Origin of the sequence: Streptomyces sp. NPDC000348 (genome assembly GCF_042898795.1) — a bacterium.
GTDB lineage: Bacteria > Actinomycetota > Actinomycetes > Streptomycetales > Streptomycetaceae > Streptomyces.
Genome location: NZ_JBIAZD010000001.1, coordinates 388161 through 411850, shown reverse-complemented (window position 1 = coordinate 411850; position 23690 = coordinate 388161). Strand labels below are relative to the sequence as shown.

Below are 23690 nucleotides of genomic sequence, written 5' to 3'. Positions count from 1 at the left end.
GGCGGTCAGCGGGGCGTCCCGCGGACCGCCCGCCCCGCCAGTACGTCCGTGCGCCGCCCGTCCTCGATCACGAACCGCCCGTCGACCAGCACGTGCGGGATGCCCGTCGGGAGCGTCCGGGGCTCGGCGAAGGTCGAGCCGGCGGCCACCGTCCGCGGGTCGAACAGCACCAGGTCCGCCCGGTACCCCTCGCGGACCAGCCCCCGGTCCGGCAGCCGCAGCCGCGCCGCCGGGCGCGAGGTCAGGTGCGCGACGCACTCCTCCAGCGACAGCACCCCCGACTCCCGCACGTAGTGCCCGAGATAGTGCGGGAACGTCCCGTACGCACGCGGATGCGGCTTGGCGCCCTGCAGGATGCCGTCCGAGCCGCCGGTGTGCACCCGGTGCCGCATGATCGCCCGTACGTTCTCCTCGTGGCCGACGTGCTGGAGGATCGTCGGGGCGAGCCGGTCCTTCAGCAGCAGCTCCCGCGCGACCGTCCAGGGCGACTCGCCGCGCTCCCGCGCCGACTCCAGGACCGTACGGCCCACGTACCCGTCCAGCGCCGGGTCGCCGACGCCCGAGATCTCGACGGTCTCCCACTCCACGGGCACCCCGTGGCAGCCGTCCGAGCCGGTGACCTCCAGATGGTGCCGGATCCGCTCCGCCGTCCCCTCGTCCGCCAGCCGCCGCAGGATCTCCTCGGGCCCGCCCTCGCTCGCCCAGCTCGGCAGCAGCGCCACCAGGGTGGTGCAGCCGGGGGTGTAGGGATAGGTGTCGAGGGTGATGTCGGCCCCGGCGTCCAGCGCCTCGTCCAGCAGCGACAGCAGCTCGGGCGCCCGGCCCCGGTTCACGCCGAAGTTCATCGTGGCGTGGGCGAGGTGCAGCGGGCAGCCCGCCTCCCTCGTCAGCGCCACCATCTCCGCGTACGCCTCCAGCGCCCCGGCTCCGTACGAACGGTGGTGCGGGCAGTAGTAGCCGCCGTACGACGCCACCACCCGGCACAGCTCGGTGAGTTCGGCGTCCTCGGCGTACATGCCGGGGGTGTACGTCAGCCCCGACGACATGCCGACCGCGCCCTGCTCCATGCCCTCCGCGACCAACCGCCGCATCCGGTCCAGCTCCTCGGGCGTGGCCGCGCGGTCCTCCCAGCCGACGGCGAGGGCGCGCACCGTGCCCTGCGGGATCAGGTACGCGGCGTTGACCGCGATGCCCGCGTCGAGCCGGTCCAGGTACTCGCCCACCGACCGCCAGTCGAAGTCGACGTCGTCCCCGGAGCCGTTCCAGCCGGCGATCGCCCGGCGCACCTCGCCGAGCGTCCGGTCGTCGACCGGCGCGTACGACAGCCCGTCCTGGCCGAGGACCTCGAGGGTGACGCCCTGCGCGGCCTTGGCGCTGTGGTCGGGGTCGCGCAGCAGCGCCAGGTCGCTGTGGGCGTGCATGTCGATGAAACCGGGGGCCAGCACCAGCCCCTCGGCGTCCAGCTCACGGCGGGCCCCCGGACGCTGACAGCCCGCGTCCGCCGCCTCCTTCACGATGGAGACGATGCGGCCGCCGTCCACGACCACGTCCGCGCGGTACGCGTGGTCGCCGGAGCCGTCGACGACGTCCGCGTCCCTGATGACGAGCTCTGCCATGCCGGCCTCCTAGAAGAACGTGCGGATGTAGTCGACCACCGTGCCGTCCGCCTCCGCCACGGGGATGAGCACCCACTTGTCGAACGACGTGCACGGGTGGGACAGCCCGAGCCCCACCCAGTCCCCGACCTCCAGATCGGCCTCCCCGGTGGTGCGCAGCCAGGCGTGCTGGTCGGACAGCCCGGTCACCGAGATCCCGGTGGCCGGACGTTCGCTCCCGTCCCGCCGGACCACCTGGGCGAACGGCAGGTCGAGGTCGTGGGCCGCGTCCCGCTTGCCCGCGTTGGTGAACGCCTGCTCGGCGGACGGCCGGGACACCACCTGCGTCCACAGCCGGAACGCCGGCTCCAGCCCACCCTCCTCCGGGACCCGGTTGAAGGGGGTCAGCCTGCGGTAGTGGCCGTCGTCGTGCGAGACGTACGCGCCCGAGCGCAGCAGCTTCAGCACGGGCGCGGAGAGCTCCGGGATCCCGGCGAACACGTCCGCCACCGCGTCGAACCAGGCGCTGCCGCCCGCGCTCACCACGATCTCGTCGAGCCCCGCGAACCGCCCCGCCCCGTCGAAGTCCACGGCGAGCGACACCAGCCGCCGCAGCCAGGCGCGCACCCGCTCCGGATCGGCCCGCGGCACCTCGCCCTCGTACCCGGCGACCCCGACCAGCCGCAGCGCCCGCGCGTCCGCCACGGCGTCGGCGACGGCGGCGCACCCGGCCTCCGTCCGCACACCGGTGCGGGCGCCCTCGCCCGCGGCCAGCTCGACGACCACGTCCACGGGGCGGGAGGCGCCGCTCAGCGCCGCGTCCATCAGCTCCACCCCGCGCACGGAGTCGACGTAACAGACGAACCGGAAGCCGGGGTCGGCGTCCTGCTCGGCGGCGATCCACCGCAGGGCCGCCGGGTCGACCAGCTCGTTGGCGAGGAAGACCCGCCGGACCCCGAACGCCCGCGCCACCCGCACCTGGTGCGGAACGGCCAGCGTGATGCCCCACGCCCCGTGCTCGATCTGCCGCCGGAAGAGCTGCGGGGCCATGGACGTCTTGCCGTGCGGCGCGAAGGCGAGCCCGTGCCGGGCGGCGTACGTCTCCATCAGCTCCAGGTTGTGCTCCAGGCGCTCGGCGGAGAGCGCCAGCACGGGCGTGGTGAAGCCGTCGGTGAAGAGGTTGCGGCGCTGTGCGGCCAGCTCGCCGACGGTCAGCCCCTCGGCGTCCGGCGGGAGGCCCTTGAAACGGTGGTCGACCCGTTCCTCGGTGAGGTGGGCGAGAACGTCGAGGACCATCAGAGCCTCCCTGATCAGTAGTGTTGCATTACTTGCAACACTCGTTGCGTATATCGCTTACCGCTGTCTAACATCTCGGCCACGCGCGGTCAACGGACGCCGCGTCCCTCCACCCGACGAGGAGCCCCGTCATCGTGACCGTCACCGGACCCTGCAACGCCCCCGACGTCGTGGACGTCGTCGCGCTCGGCGAGTCCATGGTGACGTTCCTGCCCTCCCGGCCGGGCCGCCTCGCCGACGTCCCCTCCTTCCACCGGGGGATCGGCGGCGCGGAGTCGAACGTGGCGTGCGTCCTCGCGGCGGCGGGCCACACCACCCGGTGGATCAGCCGGGTCGGCGCCGACGGCTTCGGCGACCACCTCGTCGAGGCGATCGGCGGATACGGCGTCGACGTGTCGCACGTCCGCCGCGATCCGGCCCGCCCGACCGGCGTCTACTTCCGCACGGCCGGCGACCGCGCCACCGACGCCCACGAGGTCGCGTACTACCGGGCGGGCTCGGCGGCCTCCGCGATGTCGCTCGCCGACCTCGACCCGGACGCGCTCCACGCCGCCCGCATCCTGCACCTGTCCGGCATCACGGCGGCCCTCTCGGCCGACTGCCTGACCCTGATGCGCGAACTGACCGCCCGCCGCCCCGGCCGCCCGCTGATCTCCTTCGACGTCAACCACCGCCCGTCCCTGTGGCGCGACGCCCACGGCCCGGAGATCCTCCTGGACCTGGCCCGCGGCGCGGACATCGTCTTCGTGGGAGAGGACGAGGCGGAGTCGGCCTGGGGCATCACGGGCGGCCCTTCGTCGGTCCGGGAGGCCCTGCCCGAACCGGAGATTCTGGTGGTCAAGCAGGGCGCACGGGGTGCGGTCGCATTCCGCGAATCAGCGGGCCGCACTGCCGCCGGTCGCGGGCAGTCGTGCCGCTGGGGCGGCACGGGTGGGCGCGACGGCACCCCGCAAGCGCCGGGCCGCGCGACGACCCCCCGCCCAGCCACGACCGTGCCGGCCCTCGAAGTCGACGTGGTCGCACCCACCGGCGCCGGCGACGCCTTCGCCGCGGGCTTCCTCTCCGCGACCCTCCGCGACCTCCCCGTACGCGACCGGCTCCGCCACGGCCACCTCATGGCCGCCGCCACCCTCACCGCCCCCGGCGACCTCGCCCCGCCCCCCGCCCGCGCCCACGCGGACCGCCTCGCCGCCCTCGACGACACCGCGTGGGGGAGACTGCGACTCGGCCCCGGCTGGACACAGGCCGGAGAAGAGGCCGACGAGGAGGTACCCACCCCATGAGCCAGACCGTAGACCGCGCCCTGAGCATCCTCCCGCTGCTCGCGGAGGGCCCCGCCGACCTCGGCCAGGTGGCCGACCGCCTGGACGTGCACAAGTCCACCGCCCTCCGCCTCCTGCGCACCCTCCACGAGCACGGCCTGGTCTACCGCCAGTCCGACCAGCGCTACCGCCTCGGCGCCCGCCTCTTCGCCCTCGCCCAGGAGGCGATGGAGAACCTCGACGTCCGCGAGATCGCCCACGCCCACCTCGTACGCCTCAACGAGCAGTGCGGACACACCGTCCACCTCGCCGTGTACGAGGAGAACGAGGTCCTCTACATCGACAAGGTGGAGAGCCGCTACCCGGTCCGCATGTACTCACGGATCGGCAAGCCCGTCGCCATCACCGTCGCCGCCGTGGCCAAACTGCTCCTGGCCGACCTGCCCGAGCACGAGCGCCGCGCCCTCGCGGAGAGGCTCGACTACCCCATGTACACGTCCCGTTCGACGCCCCACGCCGCCGCGTTCCTCCAGGAACTGGCCAAGGTGCGCGAACAGGGCTGGGCCACCGACCTCGGCGGCCACGAGGAGTCCATCAACTGCGTCGCCGCGCCGATCCGCGGCGCCGACGGCCGGGTGGTCGCCGCGATGTCGGTCTCCGCGCCGAACGTCGTCGTCACCGCCGACGAACTCCTCACCCTGCTCCCGCTGGTGCGCCGTACGGCGGACGCGATCAGCGGCGAGTACTCCGGCAGAACCCCAGTGAAGGACACCCCCGCATGACCGAGAAGACCGCGCTCACCCCCGAGACCCACACCACCCCGCCCGCGAAGTTCTCCCACGGCGTCCGCAAGGGCGACATCCTCCAGGTCGCCGGCCAGGTCGGCTTCCTGCCCGCCGAGGAGGGCAAGCCGCCCACGCCCGCCGGTCCGACCCTGCGCGAGCAGACCCTCCAGACCCTCGCCAACGTCAAGGCGATCCTCGAGGAGGGCGGCGCGAGCTGGGACGACGCGATGATGATCCGCGTCTACCTCACCGACGTGGACCACTTCGCGGAGATGAACGAGATCTACAACGCCTACTTCGAGGAGCAGGGCCTCACCCAGCCGCCCGCCGCCCGCACGACCGTCTACGTCGGTCTCCCCGCCGGCCTCCTCATCGAGATCGACGCGCTCGCCGTCCTCGGCTGACCCGCGCCTCTCCCCCGTACACACCCGCACGCCGTACGTCGTCACGGCACGGCGTCCCGCACCCCCTGGGACGCCGTGCCGCGATCCCCCCTGCCCGAAAGCCCCATGCCCTTAACCAGAGGACCCCCGAATGCCCCACCCGTCCCTCCCGCTCGCCGCCTCCGCACCGGCCGAGACACCACCGCACACCGGAGGACTGCTCCTCCTCCTCGACGGCACGGCGGGTCTGCTGACCGTCGCCGCCATCGGCATCGCGCTCCTGCTCTTCCTGATCATCAAGGTCCGGCTCCAGCCCTTCGTCGCGCTGCTCGCCGTCTCCATAGCCGTCGGCCTGATGGCGGGCCTGTCGGTCACCGAACTCTTCGGCACGGTCCAGCGCTCGGACGCGGTGTCCACCATCGAGTCCGGCATGGGCGGCATCCTCGGCCATGTCGCGATCATCATCGGCCTGGGCACCATGCTCGGCGCGATCCTCGAAGTCAGCGGAGGGGCCGAGGTGTTGGCGGGCCGGCTGCTCGGCCTGTTCGGCGAGAAGCGGGCGCCCTTCGCGATGGGCCTCACCGGCCTGATCTTCGGCATCCCGGTCTTCTTCGACGTCGGCATCTTCGTCCTCGCGCCGATCGTGTACGCCGCCGCCAAGAGCTCCGGCAAGTCGATCCTGCTCTACTGCCTCCCCCTGCTCGCCGGCCTCTCGGTCACCCACGCCTTCCTGCCCCCGCACCCGGGCCCGGTGGCCGCCGCCGGACTGCTCCACGTCGACCTCGGCTGGGTCATCCTCATGGGCGTCGTCTGCGGCCTGCCGGCCGTCGCCGCCGCCTGGGTCTACTCCGCCTGGATCGGCCGGCGCATCTTCGTCGCCGTACCGCAGGACATGGTCGAGGCGGCCGAGGAGGCCAAGCGGGCCGTCGTCGCCGAGCAGCGCGCCTGTGGGGTCGAGCCGCGGGAGGCGCCGGTGCCGCTCGGCACGGTCCTCGGCATCATCGGCACGCCGCTCGTCCTGATCCTCGCGGCCACCTTCTCCTCGATCGCGCTGGACCCCTCCACCCTCCGCTCGGTCGTCGAGTTCTTCGGCCACCCCTTCGTGGCCCTCACCCTCGCCCTGTTCCTCGCGTACTACCTGCTGGGCATCCGGCGCGGCTGGTCCCGCAAGTCCCTGGAGACCGTCTCCACGTCCTCGCTGAAGCCGGTCGGCAACATCCTGCTGGTGGTCGGCGCGGGCGGGGTCTTCGGCGCCGTCCTCAAGGCCAGCGGGGTCGCCCAGGCGCTGTCCGACACCTTCAACGACGTCGGCCTCCCGGTGATCGTGCTGTCCTACCTGATCTCCGTGGTGCTGCGGGTCGCGCAGGGCTCGGCGACGGTGGCGATCGTGACGACGGCGGGCATCGTGGCCCCGCTGCTGGCCGAGGGGGACCACTCGCAGGCGTTCGTGGCGCTGGTCATCATGGCCATCTCGGCCGGCTCGATCTTCGCCTCGCACGTCAACGACGGCGGTTTCTGGATGGTCGCCAAGTACTTCGGCATCAGCGAGCGGGACACGCTCAGGACGTGGACGGTGCTGGAGAGCGTGCTCTCCGTGGCCGGGTTCGTGGTCGCCGCCGCGCTCAGCCTCGTCGTGTGAGCCGTGGTGCCCGTGTAGGCGTCCGATAACGAAGTTGGGGGCTGGCTGTGTCCGGCACAGGTTTATCGACCATACTCCTGCGGTGTGGAGCAGCGCACAGGTTCGAGCAGCCAGCCCCTGAAGGGCGCCGGGTTCGACCCGGCATTCATCCCCGGGCTCACCTCGCCCGCGTCCGGCCGGGGGGAGGACGCGAAGGCGGAGCCGGAGGAACCGGAGGACACCGCCCCGGAGTCGGAACCGGAGACGAAGCCGGAGGCGGAGCCGGCGGTGGAGGAGGAGTCCGCCCCCGAGGAGTCGGCGGCCCCCGACGGCCCCGTCTTCGAGGCCTCCGACCGCCGCGCCCGGGTCGTCGCCGACCACAGCGGGGTACGCCTGCGTCTGGACGACCAGGAGTGCGAGTTCCGCTGGGACGAGATCGGCGCGGTGGAGACGGAGACCGCCCGCTTCGGCAAGCGCTGGACGGTCACCGTCCACACCCCCGACCGCCGCTGGTACCCCCTGGAGATCGAGGCGCCGTCCAGGAGCCGCTTCGCGGAGTGGGACGCCGGGCTGGACGCCGTCCTCGACGAGTACTTCGAGGACGGCGGCGACGAGTCCGCGGAGCCGGCCGGGACCACCGACGGCACGGAGGCCGTGGAGGCCACGGACGGCACCGGGGACGACGCCGCGAAGTAGCGGGCCCCTAACCGCAGTACTGCGCCTCCTTGCCGATGGAGCGGTACATGCAGTCCGCGTTCTCCAGGAGTTGCAGGACGGCGTCCCGGTTACGGGACGTCTCCCGCTCGATGACCTCGTCGGGCGGGTAGAACCCGCCTCCGGAGCTGGAACCCGGGTACATCTCGAAGGTGTAGCCGAAGATCTTGTGCGTGCCCCACAGGTAGTCGTCGATCGACCCGTCCGTGATGTACAGGTCGCTGGACTGCTGGGGCGTGTAGCCGTTGCTGGCGGCCATCTTCTGGCCGACCGCCTTGAACGCGGCGTGGTCGTCGGCCGTCATGCCGGTCGTGGTGTCGGAGGAGGTGTAGCCGAACGGCCACAGCACCAGCTCGCTGTAGGTGTGGAAGTCGACGCCGGCCTTGATCTGCTGCACCCCGCCGACGACCCGGCTGCGCACGAAGTTCGCCACGACCTTCACCTCGGTCGCGGACTCCGGGGCGGAACCCCGGTACGTCTCGGAGGACGTGGAGCCCGAGGAGCCGCCGCAGCAGCCCCAGCGGTAGTCCCAGTTGCGGTTCAGGTCGGTCCCGACGTACGACGAACCGGAGTTCGGCTGGCGGTTCTTGCGCCAGGAGCGGTAGGAGCCGGAGGCGATGTCGTACTCGCCGCCGTCCGGGTTGAGGTCGGGGACGATCCAGATCTCCCGGTTGTTGACCATGTTGGTGATCCGGGAGTCGCTCCCGTAGCCCGCGCCGAGTTCGCGCAGCAGGTACAGGGCCATCTCCACGGTGAGGTGCTCGCGGGCGTGCTGGTGGTGGGTGAACAGGACCTCCGGCTCGCTCTCGTCGCTCGCCACGTTGTCGCTGACCTTGATGGCGACGATGTCCCGGCCCTGGTAGGACTTGCCGATCACCCGCTTGCTCATGATGGTCGGGTACGCCGCCAGCCGCTGGTCGATCTCCGCGTTCATCTCGGCGTAGTTGTGGTAGCGGGAGTCGGCCGAGGGGAAGTCGAACAGCCGCAGCCCGTCGGCGGCGGACGAGCGGTCGGGGGCGGAGCCCAAGGGGGTGACCTCGTAGCCCTGTTGCCGCAGTGCCCGGATCTGGTCCGCCCGGCCGGAGACCACCACGGTCTCCTCGTCGGCCTCGTCCACGGTGACGCCGGAGCGCTGGATCGCCGTGCGGGTCACGGGAGTCGTGCGCTGGTGGATCTCGTACTGGCGGACGTCCTCGGCCGAGGGCGCGGCGCGGTCGGCGCTGTCCGCGCCGGCCTGTGTCGTCGTCAGCGACAGCGGCGCCGCGAGGGCGAGGGCGAGGAGGGTGGCGAGCGCGGCGGACCGCCGTCTGCCACGGATGCGGAGTCGCATGAAGTCTCCTTGTGGGAGGTGGGGGTGGTGCACGGCGACGTGCGTGGTGCGGTGCCGACATCGTCACGGAGTGACATGGACCGGTCAAGGTAGGGATTCCGGCCGATCACTCGACCAGGTGCATCCCGTGAAGATCCCCGCACGCCCTCTTGTCCGACCGGCGGTCATGGGCTTTCTTGACCCCCATGGCGGACACCACGGGCAACACCACAGACACAGGCACAGCGGGCGGGGCCGTCCCGGCTCCGCCCGAGTCCGGCTGGCGCTCCATCGGTCCCGGCATCGTCGTCGCCGCGACCGGTGTCGGCGCCGGCGACCTCGTGGCCACCCTCATCGCGGGCAGCAACTTCGGCTACACCCTGCTGTGGGCCGCGATCATCGGCTGTCTGGTGAAGATCTCCCTCGCGGAGGCGTGCGGCCGGTGGCACCTGTCCACCGGCCGCACCCTCTTCGACGGCTGGGCGAGCCTCGGCCGCTGGACGACCTGGTTCTTCGCCGTCTACGCCGTGATCTGGGGCTTCGTCTACGGCGCGGCGGCGATGTCGTCGAGCGCCCTGCCGCTCCAGGCGCTCTTCCCGGACGTGATGGACCTCGAGTGGTGGGGCATCGCCTGCGGCCTGGTCGGTCTGGTCTTCGTCTGGTTCAACAAGTACGCCGTCTTCGAGAAGGTCATGACGGTCCTGGTGGGCGTCATGTTCGTCGTCACCGTCTACCTGGCGGTCCGGGTCACCCCCAACCTCGGCGACGCCTTCGCCGGCCTCCTCCCGGTCCTCCCGGACGAGAAGGACTCGGTCCTCAACACCCTCGGCCTGATCGGCGGCGTGGGCGGCACCATCACGCTGGCCGCGTACGGCTACTGGGTCAACGCCAAGGGCTGGACGGGCACCGGCTGGATGAAGGTCATGCGCCTGGACAACCGGGTCGCCTACGCCACCACCGGCCTCTTCGTCATCGCGATGCTCTTCGTCGGCGCCGAGCTGCTGCACTCGGCGAACATCGCGATCGCGAGCGGCGACAAGGGCCTGATCCAGCTCGGCGACATCCTGGAGCAGGAGTACGGCACGGCCACCGGCAAGCTCTTCCTGATCGGCTTCTTCGCCGCCTCCTTCACCTCGCTGATCGGTGTCTGGCACGGCGTGAGCCTGATGTTCGCCGACTTCCTGACCCGGCAGCGGGGCGAGCGGGAGGCGCGGGGCGACGAGCTGGCCTCCGGCCGCCGCGAACGCTCCTGGGCCTTCCGCGCCTACCTGCTCTGGCTCACCTTCCCGCCGATGATCCTGCTCTTCCAGGGGCAGCCCTTCCGCCTGATCATCGTCTACGGCGTCCTGGGCGCCGCCTTCATGCCCTTCCTCGCCCTCACCCTGCTCTGGCTCCTCAACTCGGCCCGCACTCCCCGCGAATGGCGCAACGGCCCGCTCAGCAACACCATGCTCGCCGTCGCCGGCCTGCTGTTCCTGGTCCTGTGCGTCAAGCAGGTCTGGGACCAGCCCTGGTCGGAGTTCTTCTAGCGCCCCACGCGCACCGCCCCGCCCACCCGGTGGTGGGCGGGGCGGTGCGCGTGCGCGCCGGACCGGTCAGGGAAGGGCGTGGACGTGCGGGCCCACCGCGCTGGACCAGGCGTTGCCGGCCGTGGCGTCCCAGTTCGTGGACCAGGTCATCGCGCCCCGCAGGGACGGGTAGGTCCTCGACGGCTTGAAGGTGCCGCAGTTGGTGCCCCGGGTGAGGCAGTCCAGGGCGTTGTTCACGACCGACGGCGAGACGTGGCCGCTGCCCGCGCCCCGCGTCGAGGCGGGCAGGCCCAGGCCCACCTGGGACGGGTCGAGACCGCCCTCCAGCTGGATGCAGGCGAGCGCGGTGAGGAAGTCCACCGAGCCCTGGCTGTAGACCTTGCCGTCGCAGCCGAGCATGGAACCGCTGTTGTAGTACTGCATGTTGACGACCGTGAGGATGTCCTTCACGTTCAGCGCGGTACGGAAGTACGAGCCGGACGTCGACTGCATGTCGATGGTCTGCGGGGCCATCGTCAGGATCATCGACGGGCCCGCCTTCGCCGACAGCGACCGCAGCGCCTGCGTCATGTACGTCGGGTTGAGGCCGTTCTCCAGGTCGATGTCGACGCCGTCGAAGCCGTACTCCCGCATCAGGGCGTACACCGAGTCCGCGAAGTTCGTCGCCGAGGCGGAGTCGTTCACCGAGACGGTGCCCTTCTCGCCGCCGACCGAGATGATGACCTTCTTCCCGGCCGCCTGCTTGGCCCGGACGTCCGCCTTGAACTGGTCGACGGTGTAGCCGTTCAGGCCCGCCGAGTCCAGGTGGAAGGTGACCGCGCCCGGGGTGCCGGTGGCGTCGGCGAAGGCGACCGCGATGATGTCGTAGTGGGACTGGACGTCCGAGAGGCGCTGCACGGCCGCGCCGTTGTCGAAGTTCTGCCAGTAGCCGGTCACCGCGTGCCGGGGCAGGTCACCGCCCCCGCCCCCGCCGCTCTCCTTCGTCCGCGCCGTCACCGCCGCCGACTTCGGCGACTCGCCCGCCGCGTTGGCCGCCGCGACCTGGAAGGAGTACGAGGTCGAGGCCGCGAGCCCGGTCACGGTCGCCGACGTGCCCGACACGGCCGTCACCTTCGTGCCGTCGCGGTAGACGCTGTACCCGGTCGCCCCCGGCACCGCGTTCCACGCCAGCGACACCGACGAGGCGGTCGTACCGGAGACGGACAGGCCGCCCGGTGTGCCCGGGACCGTCGGCTCCGGGTCACCGCCGCCGCCCCCGTCGGGGCCGAACACCGACAGGTCGTCCGCGTAGTAGGCGGCCTGCCCGTACCAGCCGTGGGTGTAGACCGTCACCGAGGTGGTGGAGGAACCGGTGGTGAAGCCCGTCGACAGCCGCTTCCAGCTGCCGGAGTCCGGGGTCCAGGTGGAGACGTCCGTCGTACCGGTGCCGGTCACGCCCAGGTAGGCGTACCCGCCCTGCACCCAGCCGCTCAGTTCGTACGTGGAGTTCGGCTTCACCGCGACGGTCTGGGTGCAGCGGGCGTTGTCCTGCCCGGCGGGCGTGGCCTTGAGCGCGGCCGTGCCGCCGTGCACCGGGGAAGTGACGGTCGCACCGCTGTTCGCCGAACAGGTCCAGCCGCTCAGACCCGCCTCGAAACCGGCGTTCCTGGCGTTGTTGACGTCCGCCGCGGACGCCTGGCCCGCGCCGGCGAGGGGAAGGACGAGGGCGAGGGCGGAGACGAGGGCTCCGGCCCAGAGACGTCTGCCGCGAACGGGCGTTCCCGGTGGGCGGTTCATGGGGGCCTCCGGTGGGGGAGAAGGGTGGGGAGAAGTGGGGGGAGGAAAGGGGAGGAGGGAGCGACGGTGGCCACCGCGTGCAGCACAAGGTGGTCCAGACCAATCGGGTTGTCAATAGGTCCAGACCAAAATCGACCCGTGAGCCGACCTCGGGACGTCGCCCGGCGTCAAGGCGGTGCACGGGATCCACACCTACGAGGCCCGATCGAGACCGGCGAGATGCTCAACGTGTCCCGTTTTGGCGCACCTTGTGCACCGACGGTTGCTGTTCGGCTACCCAAACGCTGTTCTCCGGCCACAGACCCGCGGATACAGTGCTGACGTAGTCACGCAGTGAAGTCACCGGGGCGCATCGGAGTGACGCCCGGTGGGCCGAGGGGCCTGGGAGAACGGGGAGCCGCGCGTGCCAACTGCCATTGCCGTGACCGGCGCCGACATGGCGCTGCCGGCCCAGGACGAACGAACCCTGCCCGCCGTCGTGCTGCGGGACGTCGACACCCGCCCGCTCGAACAGGTCCTGTCCGAGCTGCAACTGCTCGTCGAGCACCACGGGCACGTCATCGTGCTCTGCTCCCGGGCCACCCCCACCGCCGTCCAGCGGCGCCTGCACACCCTGCGCTCCCTGCTGGAGAGCGACCGGATAGCCCTCTTCCGCCCCGATCTCCCACCCCTCGGCGTCGCGGTCCTGGCCCGCCAGTTGCGCCAGCTCGCCTCCTGCGACCTCAGCCCCGGCGTCCTCGCCTCCGCCGGCCGGCTGCTGATCCACTACATCCACTCCGGGGCCCTGCTGGGCTCCGTCGCCCGCCTCGACCGCGTCCCCGTCGACCTGAAGCAGCACGCCAGGTCCTGGATGCCCGGCAGCCAGTTCGCCGTGCTCGCCCACCCGCAGCCGCACCTCGTCCGCCTCGGCCCCGAAACGACGCTCGACGGGCCCGAGTTCGGCACCTGGATGCTCGTCGCCAAGGGACAGCTCCAGTCCGACTGGGTCACCACCACGCTGGCCCCCTCCTGGAAGGTCCAGGGCCTGCGCGAGACACCGCTGCCCGCCGAGTCCGCCGACTGGTGGGGGACCGGCAGGATCGTCGAGTTCTGCACCTACCTGCCCGACCTGTCCGTCCTGTACCAGCTGGTCACCTCCGTACGGCGCGGCAGCTGCCACTGGTGCGGCATCGACGTCATCGGCGACCGGTGCGTGTTCTGTTCCGCCGTACCACCCGCCCCCGAGGGCACGCCGGCCCTCACCCGGCGGACCTGACCCCGTCCGTCCCCCGTTCCGTCCCGCCCACCGCACGACCCCGCCCGATCCCGCTCGACCGATATCCCCGATGAGGTTGCACGGTTCATGAACTCCCGTCAGCGCCGCGGCGTGATACTCCTGCTCCTGTCGGTCCTGTGCGCCCTGGGCGCGTTCGCCGGCGTGCTCTCCGTCATCAGCGACGTGGAGTCCAAGGTCGGCCCCGAGGTCACCGCCTACCGGCTGAAGACGGACGTGGCGCCCTACACCCCCCTCGGCACGGGCCAGTTCGAGAAGATCGAGATGCCCGAGCGGTGGCTGTCGAAGAACGCCGTCACCGACCTGGACGAGATCCGGGGCAAGATCGCCGTGACCGATCTGCGGGAGGGCTCCCTGCTGCAGAGCGACATGATCGTGGACCAGCCCGCCCTGCGGCCGGGACAGCAGGAGGTCGCCATCATGATCGACGCGGCGACCGGCGTCGCCGGCAAGATCACACCGGGCTCCTCGGTCAACGTCTACGCCACCTTCGAGGGCGAGCGCGAGGGCGACCCCGACCAGTCCAGAATCATCGTGACCAACGCCAAGGTCCTCGACGTCGGCAAGCTCACCGCCCTCCGGCCCGACGAGAACGACCGCGGCCGGGAGCCCACCGACGCCGTCCCGATCACCTTCGCGCTGTCCGCCGTCGACGCCCAGCGCATCACCTACGCCGAGTCGTTCGCCCAGCGGGTCCGCCTCGCGCTGGTCGCCCCCGGAACCGACACCACCGTCCCGGACTCGCAGCGGACGTACGAACTCGCGAAGGACAAGTGAGAGGCCCGCATGCCCACGAGGATCCTCCCGGCAGTCGGCGACGCGGACGCGGTCCGGTCCCTCACCACACTGCTCAGCCAGCTCCCGGACGCCGAGCCGGTCGCCCCGGTGGCCGACTCCACCCAGCTCGTCGACACCCTCGCCCGGCTGGCCGCCGAGTCCGTCGACGAACTGCCCGAGGTCGTGGTCGTGCACGAGCGGATCGGCCCCGTCCCCGCCCTGGAGCTGATCCGCGAAGTCGCCCTGCGCTTCCCCGCCGTCGGCGTCATCCTCGTCACCTCCGACGCGAGCCCCGGCCTCTTCCAGGCCGCCATGGACTACGGCGCCCGCGGCCTGGTCGCCCTCCCGCTCGGCTACGAGGAACTCGCCAGCCGCGTCCAGGCCGTCGCCCAGTGGTCGTCCGGCGTACGACGCCACCTCGGCTCCGGCGGCGACGTGTTCACCGGCGTCGGCGGCACCGTCGTCACCGTCAGCGGCGCCAAGGGCGGCGTCGGCGCGACCCTGACCGCCGTCCAGCTCGCCCTCGCCGCCCAGGCCTCCGGCCGCACCACCGCCCTCGTCGACATGGACCTCCAGACCGGCGACGTCGCCGCCTACCTGGACGTGCAGTTCCGCCGCTCCGTCGTCGACCTCGCCGCCATCACCGACATCTCCCCGCGCGTCCTCGCCGACGCCGTCTTCCGCCACGACACCGGCCTCGCCCTGCTGCTCGCCCCCGGCGAGGGCGAACGCGGCGAGGACGTCACCGACCGCGCCGCCCGCCAGATCGTCAGCGCCCTGCGCTCCCGCTACGAGGTCGTCGTCATCGACACCGGCGCCCAGCTCGGCGGCGCCGGCGCGGCGGCGGTGGAGATGGCCGACACGGCCCTGCTGGTCACCACCCCCGACGTGATCGCCGTACGGGGCGCCAAGCGGGCGGTGCGGATGTGGGACCGGCTGCAGATCCGCAAGGCCGAGGAGACCACCGTGGTCGTCAACCGGCACACCCGGTCCACGGAGATCCAGCCCTCGCTCATCCGGAGGATCACCGGCACCGCGGTCGCGGCCACCGTGATCCCCGCCCACTTCAAGGAACTGCAGGCCGTCGTGGACGCCGGCCGCGTCCACGAACTGGAGAACAAGAGCACGGTGAAGCAGGCCCTGTGGGGCCTGGCCGGCGAACTCGGCCTGGTCAAGGCGGCGCAGGGGGACCGGAAGGCGGGCCGGCCGCGCGGCGACCGCGGGTCGGTGAGCTTCCGGCGGCGCAGGGATTCGGGGGGATGAGGCGATGAGGACGACGGCGGCACGGCGACCGGACGACCGGGGCCAGGTGACCATCGAGTTCCTCGGCATGACCCCCACGATCCTCGTGACGCTGGCGGTGCTGTGGCAGCTCGTCCTGGTGGGGTACGCGTTCACACTCGCGGGGAATGCTGCGGACGAGGCCGTACGGGCGGGTACGGCGGTGGCACCCGGCGCGCGCCAGGGCGCCTGCCGGGAGGCCGGACTGGACAAGCTGTCGGGAGCGTGGGCGGGGGGAGCGACCGTGAACTGCACGACCTCGGGCGGCTTCGTCACCGCCGACGTGAGGCTGGGCGTCCCCCTCCTCTTCCCCGGCGCCGTCTCCCTGCCCCTGGACGTGGAGGGGCACGCGGGCGCGGTCGAGGAGGAGAAGGACTGACATGCCGCACATGCCGTGCAAGCCGTACACGCCGTACAAGCCGTACACGCCGTGCACGCCGCACGCACGCCGGTCCCGTGACCGCGGCCAGGTCGCCATCGAGTACCTCGGCTTCCTCCCGGTCCTGCTCGTCGTCGCGATGGCCGCCGTACAGCTCGGCCTGGTCGCCTACACCGCCCAGCAGGCCGGCACGGCGGCCCGGGCGGCGGCGCGCAGCGCGTCGCTGGGCGAGGCGTACGGCTCCACCTGCGGGGCCGCCGTCAGCGACTGGCTCGCCGACGGCACCTCCTGCGAGGGCCACCCCGGCGGCGACGAGGTCACCGTCACCGCCACGGTCGACATCCCGTCGATCGTGCCGGGCTGGGACTTCGACCCGGTCCGGAAGTCCGCCACGATGCCGCGCGACCACTGAGGAGCGAGCGACCCATGAGCCTGCGGGCACGCATCAACTCCCCCGAGGAGACGGGCGGACGGGGCGAGGACGGCCACCTGGTCGCCTCCTACCGCGCCAAGCTCCTGGAGGAGATCGACCTCGCGGAGATGAGTTCGCTGGCGGCGGCCGAGCGCCGGGCCCGGCTGGAACGCGTCCTCGGCCACATCATCAGCCGCGAGGGCCCGGTCCTGTCGACCGTCGAGCGCTCCCAGCTGATCCGCCGGGTCGTCGACGAGGCACTGGGCCTCGGCATCCTGGAACCCCTGCTGGAGGACGCGTCCATCACCGAGATCATGGTGAACGGCCCCGACGCGATCTTCGTCGAGCGCGGCGGCCGCGTCGAACAACTCCCGCTCCGCTTCGCCTCCAACGACCAGCTCATGCAGACGATCGAACGCATCGTCTCCACCGTCAACCGCCGCGTCGACGAGTCGAACCCCATGGTCGACGCCCGCCTCCCCTCCGGCGAGCGCGTCAACGTCATCATCCCGCCGCTCTCCCTGACCGGCGCCACCCTCACCATCCGCCGCTTCCCCCGCTCCTTCACCCTCCAGGAACTCATCGGCCTGGGGTCGCTGGACGAGCACATGCTGTACCTGCTCGCCGGCCTGGTGCAGGCCCGCTTCAACGTCATCGTGTCCGGCGCGACGGGCACGGGGAAGACGACCCTCCTGAACGCCCTCTCCGGCCTGATCCCCGAGGGCGAACGCATCATCACCATCGAGGACTCCGCCGAACTCCAGCTCCAGCAGCCGCACGTCATCCGCCTGGAGTCCCGCCCGCCGAACGTCGAGGGCAAGGGCCGGGTCACCATCCGCGACCTCGTCCGCAACTCGCTCCGCATGCGCCCCGACCGCATCGTCGTCGGTGAGGTCCGCGGCGGCGAGTCCCTGGACATGCTCCAGGCCATGTCGACGGGCCACGACGGCTCCCTCGCCACCGTCCACGCCAACAGCGCCGAGGACGCGTTGATGCGGCTCCAGACCCTCGCCTCCATGTCCGACGTCGAGATCCCCTTCGTCGCCCTGCACGACCAGATCAACAGTGCCGTCGACGTCATCGTCCAGCTCACCCGCTTCGCCGACGGCGCCCGCCGCGTCACCGAGGTCGCCCTGCTGGAGAGCCACGGCTCGGAGCCGTACCGGCTGGCCACGGTCGCCCGCTTCCACGCACAGCCCATGACCCCCGACGGCCGCGTCCACGGCGTCTACGAGCACCACCCCCTCCCGCGCCGCGCCGCCGACCGCCTCTACATGGCGAGCCAGCCCGTTCCCCAGGCGTTCGGCATCGCCCAGTCCTACGACCAGCTCGCCACCCGAGAAGCCAGGTAGGAACCGTCCCCATGGATCTGCAGAACCTGATCACGCTGACCACCGGCATCACGCTGCTGACCTGCGTCCTCGCGGTCGTCGGCGTGCACGCGTACGCCACCGGCAGGGCACAGCGGCAGGCGCTGGTGGACCGGCTGTCGGCCACCGGCCAGATCCCCCTCGCCGGCCGCCGGCGCCACTTCCCCACCCTGGACCGCCGCCTGCGCCGCACAGGGCTCGGCAAGAAGCTCGAACTGCGCCTGACGGCCACCGGCCTGGACATCACCCCCGGCGAGTTCTTCGTCTCCATGCTCGCCACGGTCACCGGCCTGTGGCTCGTCGGACAGGCGACCCTCGCCCCCTTCTTCGGCCCGATCGCCGGCCTGCTCGGCATCGGGGTGGCGCTGCAGTTCCTCAACTGGCAGCGGCAGAAGCGCATCGAGAAGTTCATCAACCAGCTCCCGGAACTGGCCCGCATCCTCGCCAACGCCACCCAGGCCGGCCTCGCCCTCCGCACGGCCATCGGCATGGCGGCGGAGGAGCTGGAGGCCCCGGCGGGCGAGGAACTCTCCAAGGTGGCCAACCAGCTGGCGGTGGGCGCGTCGATGGACGACGCCCTCGGCGAACTCGCCGACCGCCTCCCGTCCCGCGAACTGGTCGTCCTGGTCACCACCCTGGTGCTGTCCAGCCGGGCGGGCGGCCAGGTGGTGAGCGCCCTGCGCAACCTCACGGAGACGCTGGAGGAACGCAAGGAGACCCGGCGGGAGGTCCGGACCCAGCTCTCCCAGGTCAGCATGACGTCGTACGCCGTCCCCGTCCTGGGCATCGGCTCGTTGTTCCTGATGAACGGGGTGAAGGACGGCGCCCTGGAGCGCATGACCGGCTCCCCGGCGGGACAGGCCGCGGTGATCATCGCGTTCGGCCTGTACGCCGTCGGCTTCGTCCTCATCCGCCGCCTGTCCCGCATCGACGTCTGAGCGGCGAGGAGGACCGACCGACATGGGACTTCTGCTCGCCCTCCTGATGGGCCTCGGCGTCTACGGCGTCTTCGCCGGCCTCCGCATGTACCGGGCGGAGGCGAAACTCCCCAGCGACCTGGCCCTGGCCCTGGAGGTCGGCTCCACCCGCACGGGCGCGGTCGACTCCCTCGTCGACCGCCTGGGCATGCGCTACGCCCCCGCCGTGCTGCGCGTCATGGGCCCCAAGCAGGTCGCCAGGTACCGCCGCAGGATCGACCTGGCGGGCAACCCCGGCGGCCTCACCATCGACCGCTACGCCGCCCGCCGCGCGGTGTACGGCTTCCTGGGCGCCCTGGGCTTCCTGGTCTTCCTGATGCGCGGCCAGCTCTTCATGGCCCTGCTCCTTCTGGCCTTCGGCGCGTTCTGGACGGAGGTCGGCATCTGGTCGGCGATCCGCGTCCGCAAGGACGTCATCGAGCGGACGCTGCCGGACTTCCTGGACGTACTGGCGGTGGTGGTGAGCGCGGGCCTGGGCTTCCGGCAGGCCCTGGACCGGGTGTCGTCGAAGTACGAGGGCCCGTGGGCGGACGAACTGCGCATCACACTCCGTCAGATGGACCTCGGCATGAGCCGCCGCCAGGCCTTCGCGGAGCTGCGGCGCCGCAACGACTCCGAGCAGGTGGCGATGTTCGTCACGGCGCTCCAGCAGGGCGAGGAGCTGGGCGCGCCGATCGTCGACACCCTGGTGTCCCTGGCCAAGGACATGCGTCGTACGGACGCGCAGAACGCCCGCCGCAAGGCCGCCCGCGCGGTCCCGAAGGCCACCATGATGATCACCACGTTCATGGTCCCGGCCACGATGATCCTCCTCGGCGCCGGCCTGATCCTCGGTTCCGGCATCGACTTCGGCGCGGTCACGGGCGAGTAGGACAGGAGGCAGGGTGCGATGACGACGACCAGGGAGCGCACGGGGCTGTTCCGCCGCGCGGCCGGACCCCCGGAGATCACCACCCCGCCGGCGGGCACGGTCCTCCCGCCCTGCGCGAGGACGGGCGCCCCGGACGTCCCGGTGACCTCGGCGACCCCGGCACTGCCGCCGGGCTGGGAACCGGCGGGTCCTGACGTGAGGGGTTCGGGCAACCCGTCGCACGGAGGGAATGCCGCCGATGGTGCTGGGCCCCCACAAGGGCCACCCGCACCCGACGACGAAAGCCGCACGGATGGTGCGGGCGGGAACCCCCATCCGGCCGAAGGCCGGATGCACCCCCCACAACCCGCACCGGCACCCGCAACCGCACCGGGCCCGGACGTCCAGATCCAGATCAACGCCCTCCAAGCCCTGTGCCGGCAGGCGTTCGGCTTCCGCCTGGCGATGATCGCGCTGGCGACCCCCTCCGCCCTCCTCAACGCCGCCCCGGGCTGGAGCACCCGCCTCGTCGCCATCGCCGTGGTCGTCACCTTCATGGCCTCCTACGTCCTCTTCAGGGACTGGGAACGCTTCGGCCCCCTCCTCCTCCGCCACCCCACCCTCCTCGCGGCGGACACCCTCTTCGGAGCCCTGCTCCTGATCTCGGCGGGCCCCGACACCACCCTCGCCTACGTCAGCGTCTGCACCCCCCTCCTCGCGGGCCTGGTCTACGGCTGGCGCGGCGCGGCCGTCTTCGCCTCCCTCCAGGGCCTGATCCTCCTCCTCGTCCACGCGGCCCTGGACAACCCGCGAACGGACCCGGCGGAAGCACTCCTCCTCCCCGGCCTCTGCGTGATCGCGGGCGCGGCCGGCTCCAGCCTCCGCAACCTCATGCTCCGCCTGGGCACGGCGACCCGGGCCCTGACGGCCGTCCGGGCCCGTCTGGCCGTCACGGAGGCAGTCGGCGCCGAACGCGCCCGCCTCGCCCGCGACATGCACGACTCGGTGGCCAAGACCCTGCACGGAGTGGCCCTGGCGGCGGACGGCCTGGCCGGCACGGCGGGCGCCCCGCGCATGGACCCGGCCCTGGTGAGACGACAGGCGGAACTCGTGGCCCGCTCGGCCCGCAGAGCCGCCGCCGAGTCCCGCGAACTCCTGGCGGATCTGCGCAGGGAGTCGGACCCCGGCCAGGGCACGGACGTCCTGGTGGAACTGGCCGCCCGCACCCGCGACTTCACCCACCGCACCGGTGTGCCCGCGACCTACCGCCCCACCGGCGAGCACGCGGTCCCGCCCGTCCCGCCCGCCGTGGCCCGCCAACTCCTCACCATCGCCTCGGAGGCCATGGAGAACGCCCACCGCCACGCCAGGCCGACCGGGGTCGACGTCCACGCCGGCGTCCACGGCGACCTGCTCCGCATCAGCGTGTACGACGACGGCACCGGCCTCCCGCCCGGCACCGACCTCGAACAACTCCGCCGCGCCGGCCACTTCGGCCTCGTCGGCATGGTCGAGCGGGCGGCCTCGGTCGGCGCCCGCATCCGCATAGGCCGGGGCGAACACACCCGAGGCACCGAAGTCCGCCTGGAACTCCCGCTGGCGGCCGTGACGACTCCCACGGAGGCCACCCCGTGACGACACCCCCCCACCCTTTCGCCAGCGTCCCGCCCCCGGCCTCCCTCCGGGTGGTGGTGGCCGACGACAACCCGGTGGTCCGCGCCGGCCTGACCGCCCTCCTCACCGGACGCGAGGACATCACGGTGGTGGCGGAGGCGGCCGACGGCCGGGAGGCCTGCGAGGCGGCCCGCACCCACCGCCCCGACGTGGTCCTCCTGGACGTCCGCATGCCCGGCGTGGACGGCATCTCGGCACTCCCGTACCTGGTGCGGATCGCTTCCGTGGTGATGCTGACGTACAGCAGGGAGTCGGAGGTCGTCCAGGAGGCCCTGCGCAGGGGAGCGGGCGGCTACCTGGTCCACGGCGAGTTCACGGCCGACCAGCTGGTGTCGGCGATCCACGACATCAAGGAGGGCAGGCCCCACTTCACCCCCACAGCGGCAGGCGCGTTGCTCTCGCAACTCCGCCAGAGTCCTCGACCGCCCGGAACGCTACCAGAGGGACTGGGTGCTGCGCGCACAACTCACCGGAAAACAAACGGACTCGACCTCCCCCACATCGTGCCCTCGCCTACTTCTGTGGAAAACCTTTCGCAACTGCAACCGGATGTGGCACGATCGTCGTCCGGGTGGGCAGGCGGCCGTCCGGCCGCTCCCGACAGGGCGGGGTACCGGCTCAGCACGAGGGAGGCGGAGATCATGGACCTCATCGCGTCCGGCATGACCAACCAGCAGATCGCCGCCACGTGCTTCATCAGCGAGAAGACGGTCAAGAACCACATCAACCGCATCTTCGCGAAGCTCCACAGCACGAGCCGTTCCGAGGCCGCGGCGAAGTGGCTCGGCACGGCACCGGGTTCGGGCCGAGGGGTGGGGTGACCTCCGGTGACGGCAGGGGGGACGAGGAACCGGGTCCGCGATTGGGCCCGGGATTGGGCCCAGGGGCCCTCTGACGGACGGGGCTCCCGCCCGTACGTTGCGGATGCCGAAGGCGGCCTCACGGAGCAGGCCGCCACTGCGTCAGCCGGAGGGGAACACCATGAGCGACCTGATGATGAAGACCGCCGTCGCGACCAAGGTCCGGGTCAACGGCTGGAAGAACACGACGGTCGAGGCCATGCAGCGCCGCAACGCCGACAAGGGCCAGACCGCGGTCGAGTACCTGGGCATCATCGCGGTGGTCGTCCTGATCGTGCTCGCGATCACCGGCACCAGCATCGGCCAGACCATTCTCACCAAGATCAACGCGCAGATCGCCAAGGTCGCTCCTTGAGGCGATGCCGCCGCTACGGCGACGCAGGGCAGGCCTTCCCCATCTACCTCACGGTGGTGGGGGGCCTGCTCTTTCTCGCGTTCGCGTACTTCGCGGTCGGCCAGGCCGCGGTGAACCGGAACGGCGCGCAGACCGCTGCCGACGCGGCGGCACTCGCGGCGGCACAGGACACCCGGGACGCACTCGCGGACCGGTGGGTCCAGGACCTGCCCGATCCGGCGAAGTGGCAGGCCATCTTCGACGGCGATGTCGACGGCATCGGTCTCACCTGCGGACGCGCGTACGAGCTCGCCGCGCGGAACGACGCCCGCGTGGACGGATGCGGCCTGGCGGGCCTCCTCGGCTACAAGGTCGATGTCCAGACCAACAAGACCGTCGGAGACTCCATCGTCCCCGGTACGGAGAACCGTCGCTCCCACGCGACCGCCACCGCTGTGATCGAGCCCCGCTGCACCTTCCGGCCTCCGCCCGAAGACGCTGGAGAGGACGTACTGCCGCTGCTCACCTGTGAGGGCGGCGAGGAATGGGAGCTGGACCCGAAGGGGCCCATCGAACTCCTCCCCAAGCCCGAGGACCTGTTCGACGTCCACCTGGCCGACTGACAAGCGAACGACGAGTGATGAAGGAAGCGGAGAGATGAGCATTCGGATCACTGCCAAGGCCCGCAGAGGGATGGTCGCGTTGACCATCGCGGCCGGTCTTGCCGTGGGCGCCGTGGGCTGTGGTGGTGGAGGCGACGACGACAAGCCGAGTCCTTCGGCGTCGGCCTCCGAGGACAGTGGTTCCAAGCCGAGTGCCCAGGAAGGACAGGCGGAGACGCCTCTGGCCGAGCTCAAAGGCACGGACGGACTGCTCCTGCAGATCACCTCCGCTGTACGGGATTCCGGCGGCTTCGTCACCGTGAGCGGCAATCTCAAGAACGACGGCGCGGAATCGGTGGCCGTCCCGGCCCAGACGAGCGGCGACGAGACCGAGGTCGTCAAGCACGGCCAATCGCTGGGCGGCGCAACGCTTGTGGATTCCAAGGGGAAGAAGCGTTACTACGTGCTGAGGGACACAGACGGCCGTCCGCTGACGACGACGGGTCTCACCACCCTCAACGCAGGTCAGGCCCTTCCCGTCTTCATGCAGTTCCCCGCCCCGCCGACCGACACGACTGACGTGAGTCTGCAGCTGCCGACGTTCTCCAGCGGCACGATCAAGATCTCCGGGTGA

General features: G+C 71.7%; 23 protein-coding genes. 19 read left to right on the top strand and 4 right to left on the bottom strand.

The window, feature by feature from the left end:
• Positions 1–5: 5 nt before the first annotated feature.
• Both ACFY3N_RS01965 and ACFY3N_RS01960 read right to left on the bottom strand, forming a co-directional pair.
• Positions 6–1616 (bottom strand): amidohydrolase family protein, encoded by a 1611-nt coding sequence (locus tag ACFY3N_RS01965; protein ID WP_390814697.1) that lies wholly within the window; start codon positions 1614–1616, stop codon positions 6–8.
• Positions 1617–1625: 9 nt separating this feature from the next.
• A complete protein-coding gene (locus ACFY3N_RS01960; RefSeq protein ID WP_390814696.1) occupies positions 1626–2891 on the bottom strand; it encodes an amino acid deaminase in 1266 nt (421 codons plus the stop codon).
• 134 nt (positions 2892–3025) lie between these two features.
• Between ACFY3N_RS01960 and ACFY3N_RS01955 the strand changes: the two genes are divergently transcribed.
• The 5 genes from ACFY3N_RS01955 (at position 3026) to ACFY3N_RS01935 (ending at position 7635) form a co-directional block, all read left to right on the top strand.
• Complete coding sequence (locus ACFY3N_RS01955; protein ID WP_390814695.1) at positions 3026–4174, top strand: sugar kinase; 1149 nt, start codon at positions 3026–3028, stop codon at positions 4172–4174.
• On the top strand, positions 4171–4935 hold the full coding sequence (locus ACFY3N_RS01950; protein WP_390814694.1) for an IclR family transcriptional regulator: 765 nt from the start codon (positions 4171–4173) through the stop codon (positions 4933–4935). The genes ACFY3N_RS01955 and ACFY3N_RS01950 overlap by 4 nt, the downstream gene beginning before the upstream one ends.
• On the top strand, positions 4932–5342 hold the full coding sequence (locus ACFY3N_RS01945) for a RidA family protein (protein WP_390814693.1): 411 nt from the start codon (positions 4932–4934) through the stop codon (positions 5340–5342). Before ACFY3N_RS01950 ends, ACFY3N_RS01945 begins: the two co-directional genes overlap by 4 nt.
• A 130-nt stretch (positions 5343–5472) precedes the next feature.
• Complete coding sequence (locus tag ACFY3N_RS01940; RefSeq protein WP_390814692.1) at positions 5473–6960, top strand: GntP family permease; 1488 nt, start codon at positions 5473–5475, stop codon at positions 6958–6960.
• An 84-nt stretch (positions 6961–7044) separates the two neighbouring features.
• Positions 7045–7635, top strand: coding sequence for a hypothetical protein (locus ACFY3N_RS01935; protein ID WP_390814691.1), 591 nt, complete (start codon positions 7045–7047; stop codon positions 7633–7635).
• A 7-nt stretch (positions 7636–7642) separates the two neighbouring features.
• On the opposite strand, the gene ACFY3N_RS01930 is transcribed toward ACFY3N_RS01935, so the two are convergent.
• A complete protein-coding gene (locus tag ACFY3N_RS01930) occupies positions 7643–8983 on the bottom strand; it encodes a M14 family metallopeptidase (RefSeq protein WP_390814690.1) in 1341 nt (446 codons plus the stop codon).
• Between the two features lie 185 nt (positions 8984–9168).
• On the opposite strand from ACFY3N_RS01930, the gene ACFY3N_RS01925 reads away from it, so the two are divergent.
• The gene (locus tag ACFY3N_RS01925) at positions 9169–10491 is read left to right on the top strand and encodes an Nramp family divalent metal transporter (RefSeq protein ID WP_390814689.1); all 1323 of its coding nucleotides are present in this window, start codon (positions 9169–9171) and stop codon (positions 10489–10491) included.
• Positions 10492–10557: 66 nt separating this feature from the next.
• Here ACFY3N_RS01925 and ACFY3N_RS01920 read toward each other — a convergent pair whose 3' ends face one another.
• On the bottom strand, positions 10558–12267 hold the full coding sequence (locus ACFY3N_RS01920; protein WP_390814688.1) for a chitinase: 1710 nt from the start codon (positions 12265–12267) through the stop codon (positions 10558–10560).
• A 421-nt stretch (positions 12268–12688) separates the two neighbouring features.
• On the opposite strand from ACFY3N_RS01920, the gene ACFY3N_RS01915 reads away from it, so the two are divergent.
• The 13 genes from ACFY3N_RS01915 (at position 12689) to ACFY3N_RS01855 (ending at position 23690) form a co-directional block, all read left to right on the top strand.
• Positions 12689–13522 carry a hypothetical protein gene (locus tag ACFY3N_RS01915; RefSeq protein ID WP_390815023.1) on the top strand — a complete coding sequence of 278 codons (834 nt, stop codon included), beginning with the start codon at positions 12689–12691 and terminating at the stop codon, positions 13520–13522.
• A gap of 87 nt (positions 13523–13609) precedes the next feature.
• Positions 13610–14317, top strand: a complete 708-nt coding sequence (cpaB, locus tag ACFY3N_RS01910) for a Flp pilus assembly protein CpaB (protein WP_390814687.1) — start codon at positions 13610–13612, stop codon at positions 14315–14317.
• A 9-nt stretch (positions 14318–14326) separates the two neighbouring features.
• On the top strand, positions 14327–15580 hold the full coding sequence (locus tag ACFY3N_RS01905) for a CpaE family protein (RefSeq protein WP_390814686.1): 1254 nt from the start codon (positions 14327–14329) through the stop codon (positions 15578–15580).
• A 4-nt stretch (positions 15581–15584) separates the two neighbouring features.
• Positions 15585–15977 carry a pilus assembly protein gene (locus ACFY3N_RS01900; RefSeq protein ID WP_390814685.1) on the top strand — a complete coding sequence of 131 codons (393 nt, stop codon included), beginning with the start codon at positions 15585–15587 and terminating at the stop codon, positions 15975–15977.
• Between the two features lie 10 nt (positions 15978–15987).
• Entirely contained in the window at positions 15988–16389 is a 402-nt protein-coding gene (locus ACFY3N_RS01895) for a TadE/TadG family type IV pilus assembly protein (protein ID WP_390815022.1), read from the top strand.
• Positions 16390–16403: 14 nt separating this feature from the next.
• A complete protein-coding gene (locus ACFY3N_RS01890) occupies positions 16404–17741 on the top strand; it encodes a CpaF family protein (RefSeq protein WP_390814684.1) in 1338 nt (445 codons plus the stop codon).
• Positions 17742–17752: 11 nt separating this feature from the next.
• Positions 17753–18697: a type II secretion system F family protein gene (locus ACFY3N_RS01885; protein WP_390814683.1), complete on the top strand. Its 945-nt coding sequence runs from the start codon at positions 17753–17755 to the stop codon at positions 18695–18697.
• Between the two features lie 22 nt (positions 18698–18719).
• Positions 18720–19607 carry a DUF5936 domain-containing protein gene (locus tag ACFY3N_RS01880; protein WP_390814682.1) on the top strand — a complete coding sequence of 296 codons (888 nt, stop codon included), beginning with the start codon at positions 18720–18722 and terminating at the stop codon, positions 19605–19607.
• A gap of 18 nt (positions 19608–19625) precedes the next feature.
• Entirely contained in the window at positions 19626–21221 is a 1596-nt protein-coding gene (locus tag ACFY3N_RS01875; RefSeq protein ID WP_390814681.1) for a sensor histidine kinase, read from the top strand.
• Positions 21218–22081, top strand: a complete 864-nt coding sequence (locus tag ACFY3N_RS01870) for a response regulator (protein ID WP_390814680.1) — start codon at positions 21218–21220, stop codon at positions 22079–22081. The genes ACFY3N_RS01875 and ACFY3N_RS01870 overlap by 4 nt, the downstream gene beginning before the upstream one ends.
• Positions 22082–22241: 160 nt before the next feature.
• Entirely contained in the window at positions 22242–22475 is a 234-nt protein-coding gene (locus ACFY3N_RS01865; RefSeq protein WP_073932218.1) for a hypothetical protein, read from the top strand.
• Positions 22472–23077 (top strand): pilus assembly protein TadG-related protein, encoded by a 606-nt coding sequence (locus ACFY3N_RS01860; protein WP_390814679.1) that lies wholly within the window; start codon positions 22472–22474, stop codon positions 23075–23077. Before ACFY3N_RS01865 ends, ACFY3N_RS01860 begins: the two co-directional genes overlap by 4 nt.
• Before the next feature lie 34 nt (positions 23078–23111).
• Complete coding sequence (locus ACFY3N_RS01855) at positions 23112–23690, top strand: hypothetical protein (RefSeq protein ID WP_390814678.1); 579 nt, start codon at positions 23112–23114, stop codon at positions 23688–23690.

Bases quoted from the DNA above. Each gene is read 5' to 3' on its own strand.
- ACFY3N_RS01940 (WP_390814692.1), top strand. From the start codon at position 5,473: ATGCCCCACCCGTCCCTCCCGCTCGCCGCCTCCGCACCGGCCGAGACA.
- ACFY3N_RS01925 (WP_390814689.1), top strand. From the start codon at position 9,169: ATGGCGGACACCACGGGCAACACCACAGACACAGGCACAGCGGGCGGG.
- ACFY3N_RS01905 (WP_390814686.1), top strand. From the start codon at position 14,327: ATGCCCACGAGGATCCTCCCGGCAGTCGGCGACGCGGACGCGGTCCGG.
- ACFY3N_RS01960 (WP_390814696.1), bottom strand. From the start codon at position 2,891: ATGGTCCTCGACGTTCTCGCCCACCTCACCGAGGAACGGGTCGACCAC.
- ACFY3N_RS01885 (WP_390814683.1), top strand. From the start codon at position 17,753: ATGGATCTGCAGAACCTGATCACGCTGACCACCGGCATCACGCTGCTG.
- ACFY3N_RS01920 (WP_390814688.1), bottom strand. From the start codon at position 12,267: ATGAACCGCCCACCGGGAACGCCCGTTCGCGGCAGACGTCTCTGGGCC.
- ACFY3N_RS01965 (WP_390814697.1), bottom strand. From the start codon at position 1,616: ATGGCAGAGCTCGTCATCAGGGACGCGGACGTCGTCGACGGCTCCGGC.
- ACFY3N_RS01950 (WP_390814694.1), top strand. From the start codon at position 4,171: ATGAGCCAGACCGTAGACCGCGCCCTGAGCATCCTCCCGCTGCTCGCG.
- ACFY3N_RS01855 (WP_390814678.1), top strand. From the start codon at position 23,112: ATGAGCATTCGGATCACTGCCAAGGCCCGCAGAGGGATGGTCGCGTTG.
- ACFY3N_RS01900 (WP_390814685.1), top strand. From the start codon at position 15,585: ATGAGGACGACGGCGGCACGGCGACCGGACGACCGGGGCCAGGTGACC.
- cpaB (WP_390814687.1), top strand. From the start codon at position 13,610: ATGAACTCCCGTCAGCGCCGCGGCGTGATACTCCTGCTCCTGTCGGTC.
- ACFY3N_RS01890 (WP_390814684.1), top strand. From the start codon at position 16,404: ATGAGCCTGCGGGCACGCATCAACTCCCCCGAGGAGACGGGCGGACGG.
- ACFY3N_RS01875 (WP_390814681.1), top strand. From the start codon at position 19,626: ATGACGACGACCAGGGAGCGCACGGGGCTGTTCCGCCGCGCGGCCGGA.
- ACFY3N_RS01865 (WP_073932218.1), top strand. From the start codon at position 22,242: ATGAGCGACCTGATGATGAAGACCGCCGTCGCGACCAAGGTCCGGGTC.
- ACFY3N_RS01930 (WP_390814690.1), bottom strand. From the start codon at position 8,983: ATGCGACTCCGCATCCGTGGCAGACGGCGGTCCGCCGCGCTCGCCACC.
- ACFY3N_RS01945 (WP_390814693.1), top strand. From the start codon at position 4,932: ATGACCGAGAAGACCGCGCTCACCCCCGAGACCCACACCACCCCGCCC.
- ACFY3N_RS01895 (WP_390815022.1), top strand. From the start codon at position 15,988: ATGCCGTGCAAGCCGTACACGCCGTACAAGCCGTACACGCCGTGCACG.
- ACFY3N_RS01880 (WP_390814682.1), top strand. From the start codon at position 18,720: ATGGGACTTCTGCTCGCCCTCCTGATGGGCCTCGGCGTCTACGGCGTC.